This is a genomic window from Williamsia sp. SKLECPSW1, assembly GCF_054332755.1.
The window spans coordinates 912766-930096 of record NZ_JBTGLI010000001.1; the positions used below are offsets into that span (position 1 = coordinate 912766).

The window sequence follows — 17331 nt, forward strand, 5'->3', positions numbered from 1 at the left end:
CGATGTCCGGCCCCTCGTTGATCGACCCCTACCCGCACCGCATGGGTGGCCACTGCGGGTCCGGTGCGATGCGAGACCTGATGGAGTGGACCGGGCTCGGCTACGACGGACCACCCGACGAGGGCCTCGTCTTTGCCCTCGGCGGAGCCCTCTCCCTCACCTACATTCGATCAAACGCGCTGATGCCACCCGTGTACTTGGTCGGACGAGGACCTGGTTTCGAGGTCGACCTCCCCCGCCGTCTGGGCGGCACCGTAGAGGTGCTCGCCACCGACGACCCGGCCGAGGGTTGGGAGAACCTTCGTGGCGAGATCGATCAAGGCCGCCCTGCACTGGTCTGGGCGGAGATCGCTGAACTCCCCTATCTGCGGGTCCAGTTGCGCATGAGCCGCCACGACATCGTGGTGGTCGGCTACGATCGGGCACAAGGCGTCGCATACATCGCCGACAACGATCGTCAAGACCTTCAACGCATCCCACTGGACGCACTCGCACGCGCGCGCCGCTCGACCTCCTTCCCTGAGCCGACCCGACACACGCTGTTTCACATCGATTGGCCGCAGACGCCTCCTTCGATTCACGAGGTGGCGGCACAGGCGTTCGCACAATCCGCCGAAAGCTTGAGCACTCCGAGCGGGTCGACGATCGCAGGCCCCGCAGAGCAGGGCTCGCACGGCCTCGACGCGGCCGGCGCTCTCGCCGTTGACGTCCTCAGCTGGGAGACCCTGTCCGGCGACGAACTCGAGATGCACCTGTTCAGCCTCGGCGCGTTCATCGAGAAGGCAGGTACCGGCGGCGGTTTGTTCCGCCGACTGCTGGCGGAAGGATGCGATGAGATCGCACGCCTGACAGGGGATCAGGCAACCGCCGACCTCGCGTCCGACGCCCATCGAGCGGCGTCATCATGGACTGCGGTCGCGCGCGCGGCGGTAAACAGGGATTTGCATGCGTCTGAGCGACTTCGATCCGTGATCACCCATGCGGCGGCTCTGCCCGGAGCGGAACAGACTCTGAGAGATTCGCTACAGATGGCCGCAGCGAGCCTTGCAGACAAAGCAGGTGAGCCGAACACATCACGGAACAGCTAGCGGACTCGCGAATTCCGGATGCCCGAATGGGACGTCGCGACGGAAACGAACACCCACCGACGCAGCCGCCCCGTCGATGATACCCCAAGAGGTCTCGAGGATGTGGGTGGCGAAGAGTGACCGGCTCACTGATCCGGATCGACCCTGATCGATCCACCATCTTGTGGCGGAGACGCCCGCTCCCAGGATGGATGCGACGGTGAGGGTCACGAGAGACTCGTCCGCACCCACGCACCGCAGACTCCGTGCGAACTCGCCGGACACGATGTCCATCACGGAGCGCAGCTGCTCCGCAGCGTTCCCGTCGGCTGACTGCGCACCGTCGAACATATGGTTCGTCATGAGAAAGCGAAACAGGACGGGGTGGTCATCGACCAGTCCCACATACGCTGCGATCGACGACTGGAACAAATCGTCTACGGAGCTTCCCTCCGTGTCGGCGAACAGCGTCGATTGCGCCGAATCCCAGATCATTGATCCAAGCCGAGCGGCGATGGCGGAGTACAGGCCCGCTCGGTCCCCGAAGTGTCGGTACAGCTTCGGCTTCGAGGCGCCTGCCTCCGCCGCGATGTCATCCATGCTGACGCCGTCGCCACACTTCTCGATCGCACGGATCGCGGCGTCGACCAGTTCGGCTTTGACCACGGTCCGGTGAGAATCCCAGCGCGTGCTGCGAGCATCACGAACCCGACGCTGGACCTCTACGGGGGCTGCCGAGATACGACGAACAACAGACATGTTCGTCACATCGTATCAAAGGCACGCGGGATGAACGACGCCCGTCAGACTGCAGTACCCAATCTGTCCAGTGCGTTGTTGAACTCTTGGGTGCACTCCAGATTGACCATGTGCCCGGCTCCCTCGACGCGCACAATTTCATGCAAAAGGCCGCGGGTCGCGAGGCGCAGAGCGAGGTCCACCGAATGACCCGTCGGTGTCAGCCTGTCGGAGCCGCCCACGATGACGGTGACCGGGACGGACAATGCGTCGACCCCCCGACTGACGTCGATCGTCGCCAGCACACCGCCCCACATACCGCGCACCTGCGGCGGACAACGCAGCACGATATCTGCGCACTCGTCGACCACAGCGGCGCTCGCCCGCGGTCCGAGGGTCCCGTAACGGATGAGTACACGAGACAACCGTGTGTCGGGCATCTCGGGACCCACGACGGACAATCCCGCGGCGAAGGCTCTTTCTGCCCGAACTCGAAGGCGACGAGGCGCTTTCACCAGAGTGGAGCGGCTCACGAGGTCTGCCGGCCCGGTACTGGCCAGCATCGCGCCTCGCGCCAACTCCGACACCGAGTCCGGATGTTCACCAGCCCAACTCATCACGGACATCCCACCCATGCTGTGGCCGACGACGATCGCCTTCTGGCTCGGAGTCGCCACCGCGCGGACGACCGACTCCAGGTCATCGGCGAGGAGGCTCGCCGAGAACGGAACCCGACCGCGATCGCTCCAACCGTGTCCGCGCTGGTCATAGACGACCACGCGGTGGTTGGGTGCGAAATGCTCGATCTGCGGGCGCCAGAACCGCCCCTGGCAGGCCCATCCGTGGCTGAACACCAGCAACGGAGCATCCTCCGGCCCGTACTCTTGCACGAACAGCTTCGTGCCGTCGAACGAAGCGATCTCACGATCCCGCGACACCGGAGCGAGCCCGGCGACCTCAGAGGTCATCGAAGCTCACCGTCACAGCATCGGTCAGAGGAAGGGCCTGACATGCGAGCCGCTCACCGTCCGCGATGTCATCCTCGACGAGGATGTTGTTCTGCACCATGTCCACATCGCCCTCGACCAACTTGCAGACGCACGCGCTGCATGCGCCTTCCCGGCAGGAGTACGGGGCGTTGTGCCCCTTCGACAGCAGCACGTCGAGCAACGGAGTGTTGCGTGGCCACTCCATGGTGATGCATTCGCCGTCCAAGTAGACCGTGGCGGTCGCCACGCCGTCGTCATCGCCGAGCCGGCGGAGTGTGGCGGTGTCGAACGGATCACCGGTCAACGACTGGAAGACCTCACGGTGCACCGCGGAGTGGTCGACACCGCGTGACTCGGCCGACTTCTCAACCAGGTCCATGAACGCCCCTGGGCCACAGGTGTAGATCTGCGACCCCTTGTGCGCGTCGACAGCGGATTCGACGACAGCAGCCGACGGGATCCCCATCTCGGACTCCAACCAGTGGACGAGAGTGAAGCGCTCGGGGAACTCGTCGGCGATCTGCGCCAATTGGGATTCGTACATGATCGACTCCGCGTCGCGGTTCGCGTAGTACAGCGACACGGCACCCCCGCCGACGACGAGGGCGGACTTGATCAGCGCCAACACCGGCGTGATCCCGCTTCCACCGGCGAAGAAGAGGAAGTCCACGTCGAGATTCTTGGCCGTGAAATGACCAGAGGGCGGGAGGATTGTTAGTTCCATACCCTCAGTCGCGTTGTCGCACAGCCAGTTCGACGCGTAACCACCGACGGTTCTCTTGACGCCGATCTGAAGACGGAAGTCGTCGACGTGCGGCGAACTGCTCAGCGAGTAACAGCGCGCCACGTGCCCGGTCTTGTCCGACGGGATCTTCATCGTGATGAATTGTCCGGGGACGTGCTTGAAGTCCTCGACCATGCTGTCGGGGATCTCGAAGGAGATGGTGACCGAATCCTTCGTCTCGGCCACGACTTCGGCGACCGAGAGTGTCCGCGACCGCGCCGGAGGCGCAACAGGTGCGTCGGTGTCCACTGTCATCTGATGACTCCCCGCCGGCGAGCGATGGCGTATCCCGCTCGCGTGAGCGGCGCTGCGACGTCTTGGTAACGGGGGCCGACCACCCTGGCCACGAGATCGAATCCCCGGGCGTCGGCACCGATGAGCACGCGAGGCTTCTTCTTGTCCATGCCCTTCAGAATCGTCGACGCCGCTTTGTCGGGAGTGCTCCGAGCGATCTTGTCGAACATCGATGCGATGGTGGCGGAGTCTCCCATCTCGGAGACACCGCGCGCATTGTGCACGATGTTCGTCTTGACACCACCCGGGTGGACGCATGTGACCGACACCGGGTATCGGCTGATCTTCATCTCTTGGCGAAGTGCCTCGGTGAATCCGCGAACGCCGAATTTCGCCGCGTTGTAAGCACTCTGGCTCGGGATACCGATCAATCCGAACACGCTGGACGTGTTCACCAGATGCCCGTCACCGGAAGCGATCAGATGCGGCAGAAAGGCTTTCGAACCGTTCACCACGCCACCGAAGTTGATGCCCATGAGCCAGTCGAAGTCCTCCCAGGACATGTCGACAACGTCGGCGCCCAGAGCGACACCGGCATTGTTGAACACCATGTTCACCTTGCCGGCCTCGGCCTGGACATCGTCGGCATACTGCTGGAACGCCGCACGATCGGCCACGTCGAGGACCGAGGTCGACACCGTGGATCCGTGATCGACACGACAGAGGTCCGCGGTCTCCTTCAACCGAACGTCGTCGATGTCCGAGAGCGCCAAGGTCGCACCCCGCGCCGCCAACTGAACCGCCAGGGACCGGCCGATTCCCGATGCTGCGCCGGTGACCACGGCCACCTTGCCGTGGTAATCGCGCCGCTGAACGTCACTCACTGTCGTGTCTCACCATCTTCGTAGGCTGTCCGTTTGGCATCAGGTCGTCGTCAGACGATCTCGTAGTCTGAAGGTTCGAAATCTTTCGTGGCCCGCCAGTACTGCCAAGTGAATCCCGGCCAGACCGTCCGGTTGACCCCGTGGGAGTCGAGGTACCAACTCGTGCATCCGCCGTTGGTCCAGACACCGTTGGCGAGCTTGTCCTGGATGTCGGTGTTGAACCGTTCCTGGACAGCCGGACGCACATCCACGCTCTGCGCGCCCCTGCTCTCGACAGCGTCGATGGCCTTCAAGATGTACTTGATCTGCTGTTCGATCATGAAGACGACCGAGTTGTGGCCGAGACCTGTGTTCGGGCCGAGCAGGAAGAACAGGTTGGGAAATCCTTCCGTGGTGATGCCCAGGTGAGTGTTGATACCGGTCTGGTGCCAGTGCGAGGGGAGATCCTCACCGCGAGATCCCTTGAGCGCCAACTGATCGAATCCGTCGGTGACGTGAAAGCCTGTTGCGTAGATGATCACGTCCACCGGATGGGCGACACCGTCGGAGGTGACGACGGAATCAGCCGTCACCTTCTCGATCGCGTCGGTCACGACCTGGGTGTTCGGGGCCGCGAGCGCCGGGTAGTAGTCATTGGAACCCAGGATCCGCTTGCAGCCGATCCGATAGGACGGCGTCAGCTTCTTCCGGAGCTCGGGATCGGAAATGGATCGCGCGATGTTCCACTTGGCGACCTTCTCGATCGGGCGCATGAGGTTCGAGTGGCCGTTCAGGCCGAATGCCAGACTCTCCGCACCCCAGTAGACCGACCACCGAGCGAGGCGACGGGACACCGAGATCTTGCTCAGGACGGTCCGGACGGCGGCAGGCACCGTGAAGTTCTTGCGCGGCAACACCCACGCGGGCGTTCGCTGGAACAAGGTGAGGGTCCCGGCGTCCTTCTGCACGAACGGTACGAACTGGATGGCACTTGCACCCGTCCCGATCACCGCTACCCGCTTGCCCTCGATGTCCACCGAATGGTCCCACTCGGCGGAGTGGAAGGCTTCACCTGCGAAGTCCTCGATGCCCTCGATCTCGGGGTAATTCGGGATGTGCAGAGCGCCGACGCCGGACACAACATATTGTGCGATGTACTCACGCCCCGACTCGGTCTGCAGGTGCCATCGCGACTCCGACTCGCTCCAGTGACCGGAGACGAGCTTCTGTCCGAAGTGGACCTTCTGAGTGACGCCGCGCTTGTCCGAGATCTCTTTGAGGTATTCCTCGATCTCCGGCTGAGACGACCAGACCTTCGACCAACTCCCCCGGGTCTCGAAGGAGTAGGAATACATCAGCGACGGGACATCGCAGGCGCATCCCGGGTAGGTGTTGTCGCGCCAAGTACCACCGACGGATTGGGCCTTTTCGAGAACGATGAAGTCGCTGTAACCGCGGCGACGCAATTGCACCGCCATCCCGAGGCCGGAGAAGCCGCTGCCGACGATGAGAACTTTCGTCCTGATCGGCTCGCTCGCAGACGGGGCGGCTGTATCGGACGCACTTGGCGTCGTTGCGGTTGTTGAAGGGGTCATGTATGTCTTCTCCTCACGAGGTGATTGGGTCGGACCGCGACTGTGCCGGTCGTCCCGGGACCGCCGCAGAACAGATTCCCGCCCGGACTCCCGGGCGGGAATCTATCGGTCGCACAACTGATTCGGGGTTCAGCGAAGGTCGTCGGGCAGGCTCCGAGTGGCGCGCCACATCGCCATCGTGAACTTTCCTTCCATCATCCCCGCCTCGTGGAAGAACCGGATCATCGGCTCGGACATGAACTGGAGGTTGACCCGATAGTTCGGGCTGGTCTGCTGAGCCCAGACACCACGCAGCCTGCTGATGCCGACCGCTGGGTAGACCTTGGGATTGATGAGCAGCGGGTAGGCGAGATTCGCAATCACTGCCAGGACACCGCGGTGCCAGGCCCTTGCAAGCTTTCCGCGTCGCTGCATCCCCTGCACCATCTCCAGGCGGGCGAAGGTGATGTGGCGCGCTTCCTCCAGCACATGGATCTTCATGAGCTGACGCAGCTGCGGCTGCATCCCCGGGTCGTTCATCGCTTCCCGCTGAGCACGGTCGAGGATCTCCTCGATGAGGAGCGTGGCACCGGAGACCGACGGACCGATCGGAACGAAGTGCAGGATCTTGGCGACGCTCAGAAATCCCTTGGGCAGCTTGTACGGGGGCAGCCCGGTCTTGTTGATCAGGCGAGCGAACATCGTCGAGTGGCGCGACTCGTCGCCGATCTCCGTGAGAGAGTAGAGGGACTTCTGGTCGGTGAGGCCACCCTTGGCCGTCATCCTCAGCAACGCCTGGCTCAGCAGGTTCTCGGCGTAGATGCCGAAGCTGAGGATGCTGACGATCTCGTGGCGTCCGAGCTCGATGCGCTGCTCTTCGCTCATCTTTTCCCATAGCTTCGTGCCGTAGAGCGATACCCGATGCTCGGGGAGATAGCGCTTGTCGGACTCCCACGGTGCATCCCAGTCGATGTCGATCTCAGCGTCGTAGAACTTCTCCGCCGACGAGCGGAGCAGGCGGCCCGCGGACCGCTCCATGTCGACTGGCTTGCGTCCGTTGACTCGGGCCAGTCCCTCAGTGGAGAAGTCAGGCTTGGTCTGCACGTCTTGAACGGTCATGGTTCACATCCTCCGTGGATCGTACGGGCCGAGTGACCTCGACTTCATACCCGTTACTCTGGGTATCCGATACTGATAGTGTCCCCACGAACCCCGTTCTTTGTCAATGTTCGATGTGAAGAAGATTGGACTACGAAGTGACCGACGACCACGACCTCGACTTCTCCGGACACGGCACCGTGATCTGCCGTGGGACGGAGATCCCGGTGCAGGCGAAGATCAAGGGGTACTTCCAGCCCTTGAGCGGGCTTTACACCTGGTACGGCCGAATTCAGAAGAACGATCAACTCGACGCGGCGCTCGGCGGAAATCGCACCGTGGCGGTGTTCTCCACCTCGGAAGGACGGGCCGAGTGCGTGATCGGGGATCCCGACTTCTGGGGTCGCTATCGGATCTCGGGGAAGAGCCGGCCGCCGTACCACGTGCCGAGCAGCCTCGAAGAAGTGGAGGCCATCGCGCAGTCCGAGCACCACGACTGAGTTCCTGTGTCGGGTGAGCCCGTCGCGCCGGACCGACGGCGCGGAACGGGCCCGACGTCGTTCGCAACCGTTTGACCGAGAGGAAGCGCCCCGTGGCGAGTTCGTCCCCCACCCGCTCACGTCCGAGCGGGACACCCGACAAGGCGGGCGAATACAGCGTCCTCCTCGAGCGGGTCGCATGGTTCACGTTGCGTCGCAAGGGCGTCGTGGCGCTTGCATGGATCGTCGTCGCGGTGGGCCTCGCCGTTCTGTTCCCCCAACTGGAATCGGTCATCCGCCAGCAATCGGTCGATCCGATCCCTGCCGGGGTCCCGTCGTTCCAGACGCTCGACCGCATGGGTGACGCGTTCGACGAGCGCGGCGCCAAGACAACGGTGTTCGTCGCGATGGAGAACAAGAACGGCCTCTCCGACACCACGCGCGCCCGGTACAGCGAGCTCGTTTCCGCCCTGCGAGCAGACACCACTCACGTCCTCGCGGTGCGCGATCTCCTCGGTGACCCACTCACCGAGAGCCAGGCGTTGAGCAAGGACAGACAGGCCTGGTATCTGCCGCTGGGAGTCACCGGCACACTTGGGGGCCCCGACGCCGCCGACGCGGTGAAAGCAGTGCGCGACACCACGAATCGCATCTTCGCGGGAACGAACACGACAGTTCGCGTCACTGGTCCGCCGGCGACGTTCAGCGACCAACTCGCCGTCGGCGAGTCGGACCTCATCCTCATCACCGTCGCAACGGTGGCACTCATCGCAGCGATCCTGCTGATCGTCTACCGCTCCGTGTTCACAGCTCTCATGCCGTTGTTGGTGGTAGGGATGAGCCTTGCCGTGGGTCGCGGCGTCCTCTCCGGTCTCGGCGAGATCGGCATGCCCGTGTCGCAGTTCACGTCGATGTTCATGACCGTCATCATCTTCGGTGCGGGAGTGGACTACTCGGTCTTCCTCATCAGTCGGTATCACGAGGGCATTCGTTCAGGTCATGCCCCGGATGTCGCGATAGCACACGCGACGGCGACCATCGGTCGCGTCGTGCTCGCCTCGGCGGCCACCGTGGCGCTCGCCTTCCTCGCGATGGCATTCGCGAAGCTCAGTGTCTTCAACACCCTCGGACCGGCCTGCGCGATATCGATCGCCTTCGGATTCTTGGCGACAGTCACCCTGCTGCCACCCGTACTCTCATTCGCTGCGAAGCGAGGCGCCGGGCTCCCGCGTCGTGACCTCACGCGGAAGTACTGGCACCGCGTCGGGACGATGGTCATCCGGCGTCCCGTACCCCTGCTGGCGGTCAGCGTGGTGGCGCTGATCGGCCTGGCTCTCATCTCGCTCTCGATGCGGATCACGTACGACGACCGCGAGGGGCAACCCTCCGACACACCGAGCAACGAGGGCTACGCGCTGTTGAACAGCCACTTCCCCAAGGACATCATCATCTCGGAGTTCCTTGTCGTGGAGTCACCCAAGGACCTTCGAACGGCTCAAGGGCTCGCCGACCTGGATCAGATGGCATCACGCATCGCACAGACCCCAGGCGTCACCCGCGTGATCGGCGTCACTCGTCCCACCGGGCAGAAGTTGCAGCAAGCACAGCTGTCGTGGCAAAACGATCAGATCGGCAGCAAGATCACCGAACAGACCAGCGGTGCCGACGCCAGAAAGGGGGACTTGCAACTTCTCAAATCAGGCTCGTCGCAGCTCGCCGGCGGCCTGGCCTTGCTGAACTCACAGATCGCAACGAATCTGGCCCCACTGTCGGGACTGTTGGGTCAGGCGTCCTCCGCCGGGGAGCAACTCGATCAGTACCGCCCGCTGGTGAACCAGCTCGCCGATGCGGCTCCTGCCCTCGAGCAGTTCTCGCAACAGGCGCCTGAGCTGTCCCGACTTGCGCGTCAGGCGCAATCAGCCGCCGACACCGTGGCGCCCGCGTTGTCTGCGCTCGACGCGCCGTGGTGCCGGCAGATCCCGCAGTGCTCAGCTCTGCGCACACAGACCGCCGACCTCCGGGAGGTCGCGACGAGCCAGTCGCTGGGGAAGTTGGCAGACTTCGCCACCCAGCTGGGCGCGGTGAACACACCCGGTGCGTCGGACCTCGCGGCGCTGCAGGGTTCGCTGACCACGCTCGACTCTGCGCTACAGACCATCAACGGCCAGGACCTTGGAAGCAGGCTGTCCCAGCTCGAGACCGGTGTGGGCGCTCTCGCCGACGGTGCGCGACAGCTCTCCGGTGGGGTAGGCGCACTCGTCGACAGCAACATTCAGCTGCTGGGTGGACTGTCACAGGTCGCCGCGCAGCTTCGGGCACCCGCGCGCGAGGTCGGCGACTCCGACTCCGCCACCGGGTTCTACCTCCCCGCAGACGCCTTCAAGGACAAGCAGTTCAGCGAGATCGCCCGACAGTTCATCTCACCGGACGGCAAGACCGTTCGGTACGCCGTCCAGACCTCGTACGACCCCTATACGGCGGACGCGATGACATTGGCCAACAAGCTGTCACGAGTCGCCGAGGATGCCATGCCCAACACCACGCTCGAGGGGTCGCGCGCATCGGTCGCCGGTTTTCCCGCGATCAACGCCGATGTGCAGCGCCTGTTGGCGCATGACTTCAAGCTCCTCGGCATCGCGACCCTGCTGATCGTCGGGCTGATCCTGATGATGCTGCTACGCGCTGTCGTCGCACCGCTCTACCTGTTGGCCACCGTCGTGCTCAACTACGCGGCAGCTCTCGGCATCGGCGTGCTGGTGCTTCAGCACGTCTTCGGGCAGGGGATCGCCTGGCCTGTCCCGCTGGTGTCGTTCATCGTGCTGGTGGCGGTGGGCGCCGACTACAACATGTTGCTCGTGTCCCGACTGAGGGAGGAGACGACCGGAAGCATCAGACTCGGTGTACTTCGTACGGTGGCGCACACCGGGTCGGTGATCACCTCGGCCGGCCTGATCTTCGCAGCGAGCATGTTCGGACTGATGGTCGGTTCGATCGACGTGATGGTGCAGATCGGTTTCATCATCGGTGTCGGATTGCTGGTCGACACCTTCCTCGTGCGTACCCTCGTCGTGCCCGCTCTCGCTGCGCTGCTGGGCAATGCGAGCTGGTGGCCTGGAAACCTCGACCGATTCCGACGCGTCCCGGACAACGAGACCGACTGGACGGTGCCCGAGGCCGATCTCACGAGCGTCGGCCGCTGACAACCTGATCGAAGCCGACTCCCCGGCGCGGTACCCGTCCACGGGTGCCGCGCCGGACTCGTTCGTGTGGCGCGTCCGGGTTGCGTTCGCCCTGAACGCAATCGTTGCCGGACGTCTCGCACGGGCCGAACCTGGTGGCCGACCAACTTCCACAGGAGGCTTCACCATGGCCACGGTCCGAGACCGTCACCTTCACCTCGCCGGGTTCTTCTCGGCGGGCAACGTCACCCATGCGCACGGCGCGTGGCGCCACCTGGCGGCCACGAACGAGTTCCTCTCCGGCGCCTATTACAAGAAGATTGCGCAGACCCTGGAGCGCGGCAAGTTCGACCTGCTCTTCCTGCCGGACGCGCTCGCGGTCGAGGACAGTTATGGCCACGATCTCCAGACGGGGGTCGGCCTGGGCGGACAGGGCGCGGTGGCCCTCGAACCTGCCACCGTGGTGGCGACGATGGCGGGGGCGACGAACCGCCTCGGACTCGGGGCGACCATCTCGACGACGTATTACCCCCCCTTCCACGTCGCACGGATACTCGCCACTCTGGACAATCTGTCGGACGGACGGGTCTCCTGGAACATCGTCACCTCGTTGAACGACTCCGAGGCGCAGAACTTCGGCATCGACACACATCTCGAGCACGACACCCGGTACGACCGCGCGGACGAATTCGTGGAAGTCGTTCGGAAGCTGTGGAACTCGTGGGACGACGACGCGCTGCTGCTCGACAAGGTCGGTGGACGCTTCGCCGATCCCAAGAAAGTTCGCTACGTCGACCATCGGGGAAAGTGGTTCGACGTCCGCGGCCCTCTGCAGATCCCGCCGTCGCGTCAAGGCGAGCCGGTACTCCTGCAGGCGGGGTTGTCCCCCCGCGGCCGTCAATTCGCGGGTCGGTGGGCCGACGCGGTCTTCAGCATCTCCCCGACGCTGCAGACGATGCAGCACACCTATCGCGACATCAAGGCTCAGGTCACTGCGGCGGGCCGCAACCCGGACGCGACCAAGGTGTTCACCGCGGTCATGCCGGTTCTCGGTGAGACGGAGGCCATCGCGCGCGAACGCCTGGAATACATCAACAGCCTGGTCCATCCCGAGGTGGGCCTGTCCACGTTGTCGAGCCACAGCGGTATCGATCTGTCGGCATTTCCCCTCGACACGAAATACTCCGACATCGTCGCCAGCCTCGGCGACGCGCACATCCCGACGATGCTCCGGATGTTCTCGACCGTCGCCGGAGGCGGCGAGGACCTCACGGTGGCCGATCTGGGCCGCCGATACGGCACCAACGTCGGATTCGTACCCCAGTGGGCTGGAACGCCCACCCAGATCGCCGACGCACTGGTGGAGCACTTCGACGCAGGCGCGGCCGACGGGTTCATCATCTCCGCCGCGTACCTCCCCGGTGTGTACGAGGACTTCGTGGACCAGGTGGTGCCGCTGCTCCAAGAGCGGGGGGTGTTCCGCGACGAGTACGAGGGCGCAACCCTGCGCGACCACCTCGGGCTCGAACTGCCGAGCGCGGTGAACACGTGATGACCGGCGCATCGACCCGCACCGACACACTCGCGTACAGCAATTGCCCGGTGCCCAACGGTCTCTTGGTGGCCCGAGAGTCGCAGCTGCTCTCCTGTGTCGGGATCGACCTCGCAGTCCTGGGTGGGGCGCAGGGCACTCTGCACTTCACCTATGACCACCCTGCGTACACGCGGTTCGGCGGAGAGATACCACCACTGGTGAGCGAGGGACTGCGAGCACCGGGGCGTACCAGGCTCCTGGGCGCAACGGTCTTCCGTGGTCGGCAGGGCTTCTATTCGTCCGACCCCGCGGTGTCCTCGCCGGCTGACCTCGCCGGGAGGCGGGTTGGGGTGTCCGCGTCGGCCATCCGCATCCTGCGTGGCGTGCTCGGTGATTACCGCGCGCTGGATCCGTGGCGTCAGACCCTCGTGGCGCTGGGCACGTGGGAGGCGCGGGCGTTGCAGAACACGCTGCGGGGGTCAGGTGTCACGCTCGACCAGGTCGAGCTGGTTCCCATCGAGGTGGCCGGTGTGGACCTCCCGCCGGACCGGCTGGCGGCGTCGGCGAGTGTCAACGGCGCCGACCTCTTTCCCGCCGTCGGGGCGCATCAGGCGAAGATCCTCGCCGGTGGCGAGGTGGACGCGTTGTTCAGCTGGCTTCCCTGGGCTGCAGAGCTCGAGGACCTCGCCGGCGTTGCGCCGCTGGTGGACCTCGAAGCCGACGCAGCGAATCACTACGCCAGTGTCTGGACCGTCAGTGCACAGCTCGTCGACGAGGACCCCGAACTCGTCGCGCGGTTGGTGGACACGGTGGTGCAGGCGGGCACGTGGGCTCGGGAGCACCGTGCGGAGACCATCGGCATCCATGCCCGGAACCTCGGTGTGACCGAGCCTGCCGTCCTCCGAGGGTTCGGGGCCGACTTCGTCGACCACCTGGTCCCGACCCTCGGCGACGACGCGCTCGCCGCGCTTGCGAACACCCAGCGGTATCTCGTCGAGAACAACCTCGTCGATCGCGAGATCGACCTCGAGCGCTGGGCGGCGCCGGAATTCCTCGAGACGAGTCTGCGCTCAACAGCGAACGGAGAGATCGAATGACACTCACCGACGACACGACGTCGAACATCAGCACGCACCGGGGCGATCCCGTCGCCGTCGCCCGCAGACTCGCCGCAGGGTGGCGGGAGGGACTCGTGGAGCGCGATCGGGACGGCGGGCCGGCGTCCCGCGAGAAGGAGGATCTGCGGCGCAGCGGTCTGCTCTCCCTCGCCGTGCCGGAAGAGTACGGCGGCTGGGGTGCCGACTGGCCGACCGTCTTCGCGGTCATCCGTGAGATCGCGAAGGTCGACGGGTCGCTCGGCCACCTCTACGGGTACCACCTGGTGTGCGCCGCGTTCGTCGAACTGCTCGGCTCACCGGATCAGCGCGACGCAACCTACCGGCGGGTGGTGGAGGGATCGTGGACAGGCAACGCGTCCAGTGAGAACAACAGCCACATCCTGGACTGGAAGGTCCGCGCCACGCCCCGGGAGGACGGGGGCTATGTGCTCGACGGGACCAAGCACTTCTGCAGTGGAGCGCTGGGGTCCGATCTGCTCCTGGTGTTCGGCGTCGCGCAGGACGACGATGCACCCGAGCGGTCGGGGATCATCACCGCCGTCATACCGACCGATCGCGAGGGTGTGCGACCCAACAACGACTGGAACGCCCTCGGCATGCGGCGGACCGACAGCGGGACGACCGATTTCCACCAGGTCGAGGTGCTCCCGCACGAGGTTCTCGGAGCACCGAACAGCGTCATCACCGAGTTCTTCACCTTCGGACGAGCCAGCCTCTTCGGTCCGCTCGTACAGCTGATCTTCTCGAACGTGTACGTGGGGATCGCGACCGGCGCGCTGGAGTCGGCGCGTGATTACACACTCGCGCATGCTCGACCGTGGACCCCCGCGGGTGTCACCGAAGCGACCCAGGATCCCTACGTCGTCCGGACCTTCGGCGAGCTCGCGATCGCGCTGCAGGGCGCGGACGCGGCGGCCCGCGACGCCGCGCACAGTGTGCAGCGGGTGTGGGAAAAGGGTGCCGCTCTGACGCCCGCCGACCGCGCCTCACTGATGGTCCAGGTATCCGGGGTGAAGGTGCTGGCCACCGAGGCGGGGCTGTCGATCGGCAGCCGGATCTTCGAGGTGATCGGGGCACGCGGTACCCACCCGCGCTTCGGACTGGACCGGTTCTGGCGCAACATTCGGACGCACAGCCTGCACGACCCGGTGTCCTACAAGATCGCCGACGTCGGGCAGTACTTCTTGAACGGTCGTGACCCGGTTCCCGGCTTCACGTCCTGACGCAGTGCCATGAGAGGCGACTGTGCCCGTCGGCGGGTCCGACGGGCACAGTCGTATCGTCAGTCAGTCGTGTCGTCGGTCAGTCGTGTCGTCAGTCAGTCGGACACGACGACGGTCAGCTCACCGCGTTCGTGTTGAGCGCGCAAGACCTTCTTGTCGAACTTGCCGACGCTGGTGCGGGGAACCTGGTGCACGAACGCCCAGTTCCTCGGGATCCACCACCGTGGGATCTCCTGCGGGCAGTTCTCCGCGAACCACGTGCGGAGCTGATCGGCCGTCACCTCGCGCCCGGGGGCGGGAACCACCACGGCAAGCGCGGTCTCCTGCCAGCGGGGATCCGGCATCGCGACGACGGCGGCCTCGGACACGTCCGGATTGGCCATGATGAGGTTCTCGAGTTCGACCGACGAGATCCACTCTCCGCCGGACTTGATCACGTCCTTCGTCCGATCGGTGAGGGTGAGGAACCCGTCCGGGCTGATGTGCCCCACATCGCCGGTGCGCAGCCAACCGTCGCGAAACTTGTCGGCGTCGTCGAGGCGGTAGTAACTGCCGGTGACCCACGGCCCGCGGACCTCGAGCTCCCCCACCGACTTGTCGTCGCGCGGAACGAGCAGGCCGTCGTCATCCACGAGCCGCATCTCGACACCGCAGATGGACCGGCCTTGTCGTTTGCGGAACGACATCTCGTCCTCCAGGCTCGTCCCCGCGGGCGGGCGCCCGCTGGTCGCGAGTGGCGACGTCTCGGTCATACCCCATGCCTGCATGATCTGGACGTCGAAGCGATCCCGGAAGCCCTGGATCAGCGACTGCGGCACCGGGGCGCCGCCACAGGCGACAAGGTCGATCGACGACAGATCGACATCCGGGTTCGCGGCGCCGTACTGGAGCACGTCGTTCCAGATCGTCGGCACCGCACCCGCTTTCGTCGGGCGGTGTGTCTGGATCATGTCAGCCAGGGGAGCGGCCTGCAGGTACCGGTCGGGCATGAGCAACTCCGCACCCGCCATCAACGACGCGTAGGGAAGGCCCCAGGCGCTGGCGTGGAACATGGGCACGATGGGCAGCACGCGATCGGCTTCCTCCAACGCAAGAGCGTTGCCCGTGCACGCTGCCATCGAATGCAGGAACACCGAACGGTGGCTGTACACGACACCTTTCGGATCCCCGGTGGTACCGCTCGTGTAACACATCCCCGCGGCCGACCTCTCGTCCGGGTCGACCCACGAGAACACCGACGACTCGGCTGCCAGCGCTTCCTCGTAACGGAGCACCGTGACGTCGCCGCCTTCGAGCGAGGAGATGTCGCCGTCGCCCGTGACCAGGACCACCCGGACCGTGGTGAGGCCGGGCAGTACCGGAGCGAGCAACGGGATCAGGGAACTGTCGAGTATGACGACCTTGTCCTCGGCGTGGTTCGCGACGAACTGCAACTGCGCCGGGGAAAGGCGAATGTTCAAAGTGTGCAGGATCGCGCCCATCGAGGGGATGGCGGCATAGGCCTCGAGGTGCTCCTGGTTGTTCCAGAGCATGGTCGCGACGCGATCGTCGTCGGTCACACCCACCCGTCGCAGCGCATTCGCCAGCCGCGCGCACCGCTCCTCCATCTCACCGTAGGAGGCGGTCCGGGCGGGCCCGTCTCCCATGTAGGTGATCACCCGGCGCGTGGCGTGGTTGGTGGTCACATGTCGCAGTATCGACGCAACCGTCAGCGACATGTCCTGCATCGTGCTCTTCATCGTCAGAACCCTTCTGCGGCGTCTGCCGCGTCACTGAGCAGGACCGTAGTCCTCGATCTGCCAGCCGCGACCGGTGTTGGACACAACGACCTTCAGCAAGGTCGGGAGCTCGCTGGGTTGCGGGTTCTGGACGTTCTGCGTCTTCTGGCTCGCGAACACGAGAACCGTGTACTTTCCGTCAGCGCCGCTGACGCTCGTCCCCAGCACGCGGCCGGAGGCCTGCACCTGCGCCTGCTGCATGATCTGCGTCAACGTCGGTCTCACGTCGTCGTAGCGCTTGACCAATGCATCACCGGCGTCCTGTTTCACCGCCGTGAAGAATGCATCGGTGTTCTGATAGCTGTAGGTCAGCGATCTGGTCGTGTAATCCGCTGCCACCTTGCCGGCAGCAGCGTGCTGAGCGGCCGCATCCTCCATCGACGATTTCGCCTCGTCGGCGTCGGAGTAGAGGAACGCGAACACCCCTACCAGCGCCGCGAGGACCGCGATCAGGGCGCCCGCACACGTCGCACGCGTACGTGCTGATCGCCACCACCCGTTACGCCCGACGGACTTGGTGGCATCGGGTGGGACACCCGATTCGTCTGCGGTGTCGGCCGCTGTCACCTGTTCCGCCGGTTCAGCGCCGCCACTGGTCGGGGACTCTCTCACATCGACGTGCTTTGTCATGATCGGCTTCCTCTTCGCGCTTGCAAGGATTGTGCTCGGCATC

14 protein-coding genes are annotated in these 17331 nt (G+C 64.8%); 6 read left to right on the top strand and 8 right to left on the bottom strand.

Going from position 1 to position 17331, the window contains the following annotated elements; all coding sequences use genetic code 11:
* Positions 1–2: 2 nt before the first annotated feature.
* Positions 3–1088, top strand: coding sequence for a BtrH N-terminal domain-containing protein (locus ACXVUM_RS04065; RefSeq protein ID WP_458522772.1), 1086 nt, complete (start codon positions 3–5; stop codon positions 1086–1088).
* Here ACXVUM_RS04065 and ACXVUM_RS04070 read toward each other — a convergent pair.
* The 6 genes from ACXVUM_RS04070 to ACXVUM_RS04095 all read right to left on the bottom strand — a co-directional run bounded on the left by ACXVUM_RS04070 (position 1074) and on the right by ACXVUM_RS04095 (position 7368).
* Positions 1074–1826, bottom strand: coding sequence for a TetR/AcrR family transcriptional regulator (locus ACXVUM_RS04070; protein WP_458520566.1), 753 nt, complete (start codon positions 1824–1826; stop codon positions 1074–1076). The two genes, ACXVUM_RS04065 and ACXVUM_RS04070, sit on opposite strands and share 15 nt — an antisense overlap.
* A 44-nt stretch (positions 1827–1870) precedes the next feature.
* Positions 1871–2773 carry an alpha/beta fold hydrolase gene (locus ACXVUM_RS04075; RefSeq protein ID WP_458520567.1) on the bottom strand — a complete coding sequence of 301 codons (903 nt, stop codon included), beginning with the start codon at positions 2771–2773 and terminating at the stop codon, positions 1871–1873.
* Positions 2763–3833 carry a 2Fe-2S iron-sulfur cluster-binding protein gene (locus tag ACXVUM_RS04080; protein ID WP_458520568.1) on the bottom strand — a complete coding sequence of 357 codons (1071 nt, stop codon included), beginning with the start codon at positions 3831–3833 and terminating at the stop codon, positions 2763–2765. The genes ACXVUM_RS04075 and ACXVUM_RS04080 overlap by 11 nt, the downstream gene beginning before the upstream one ends.
* The gene (locus ACXVUM_RS04085) at positions 3830–4696 is read right to left on the bottom strand and encodes an SDR family NAD(P)-dependent oxidoreductase (protein WP_458520569.1); all 867 of its coding nucleotides are present in this window, start codon (positions 4694–4696) and stop codon (positions 3830–3832) included. Before ACXVUM_RS04085 ends, ACXVUM_RS04080 begins: the two co-directional genes overlap by 4 nt.
* A 50-nt stretch (positions 4697–4746) precedes the next feature.
* Positions 4747–6270, bottom strand: coding sequence for a flavin-containing monooxygenase (locus ACXVUM_RS04090; RefSeq protein WP_458520570.1), 1524 nt, complete (start codon positions 6268–6270; stop codon positions 4747–4749).
* 129 nt (positions 6271–6399) lie between these two features.
* The gene (locus ACXVUM_RS04095) at positions 6400–7368 is read right to left on the bottom strand and encodes an AurF N-oxygenase family protein (RefSeq protein ID WP_458520571.1); all 969 of its coding nucleotides are present in this window, start codon (positions 7366–7368) and stop codon (positions 6400–6402) included.
* Positions 7369–7505: 137 nt separating this feature from the next.
* On the opposite strand from ACXVUM_RS04095, the gene ACXVUM_RS04100 reads away from it, so the two are divergent.
* From ACXVUM_RS04100 to ACXVUM_RS04120, 5 genes are all read left to right on the top strand, one after another.
* Positions 7506–7847 carry a DUF4873 domain-containing protein gene (locus tag ACXVUM_RS04100; RefSeq protein WP_458522773.1) on the top strand — a complete coding sequence of 114 codons (342 nt, stop codon included), beginning with the start codon at positions 7506–7508 and terminating at the stop codon, positions 7845–7847.
* Positions 7848–7939: 92 nt separating this feature from the next.
* Entirely contained in the window at positions 7940–11026 is a 3087-nt protein-coding gene (locus tag ACXVUM_RS04105) for an MMPL/RND family transporter (RefSeq protein WP_458520572.1), read from the top strand.
* A gap of 166 nt (positions 11027–11192) precedes the next feature.
* Positions 11193–12557: an LLM class flavin-dependent oxidoreductase gene (locus tag ACXVUM_RS04110; protein ID WP_458520573.1), complete on the top strand. Its 1365-nt coding sequence runs from the start codon at positions 11193–11195 to the stop codon at positions 12555–12557.
* Positions 12557–13636 (top strand): 2'-hydroxybiphenyl-2-sulfinate desulfinase, encoded by a 1080-nt coding sequence (locus tag ACXVUM_RS04115; protein ID WP_458520574.1) that lies wholly within the window; start codon positions 12557–12559, stop codon positions 13634–13636. The genes ACXVUM_RS04110 and ACXVUM_RS04115 overlap by 1 nt, the downstream gene beginning before the upstream one ends.
* A complete protein-coding gene (locus tag ACXVUM_RS04120; protein WP_458520575.1) occupies positions 13633–14880 on the top strand; it encodes an acyl-CoA dehydrogenase family protein in 1248 nt (415 codons plus the stop codon). The genes ACXVUM_RS04115 and ACXVUM_RS04120 overlap by 4 nt, the downstream gene beginning before the upstream one ends.
* 95 nt (positions 14881–14975) lie before the next feature.
* On the opposite strand, the gene ACXVUM_RS04125 is transcribed toward ACXVUM_RS04120, so the two are convergent.
* Positions 14976–16619: a long-chain fatty acid--CoA ligase gene (locus ACXVUM_RS04125; RefSeq protein WP_458520576.1), complete on the bottom strand. Its 1644-nt coding sequence runs from the start codon at positions 16617–16619 to the stop codon at positions 14976–14978.
* Positions 16620–16649: 30 nt separating this feature from the next.
* A complete protein-coding gene (locus ACXVUM_RS04130) occupies positions 16650–17288 on the bottom strand; it encodes a hypothetical protein (protein WP_458520577.1) in 639 nt (212 codons plus the stop codon).
* Between the last annotated feature and the right edge of the window lie 43 nt (positions 17289–17331).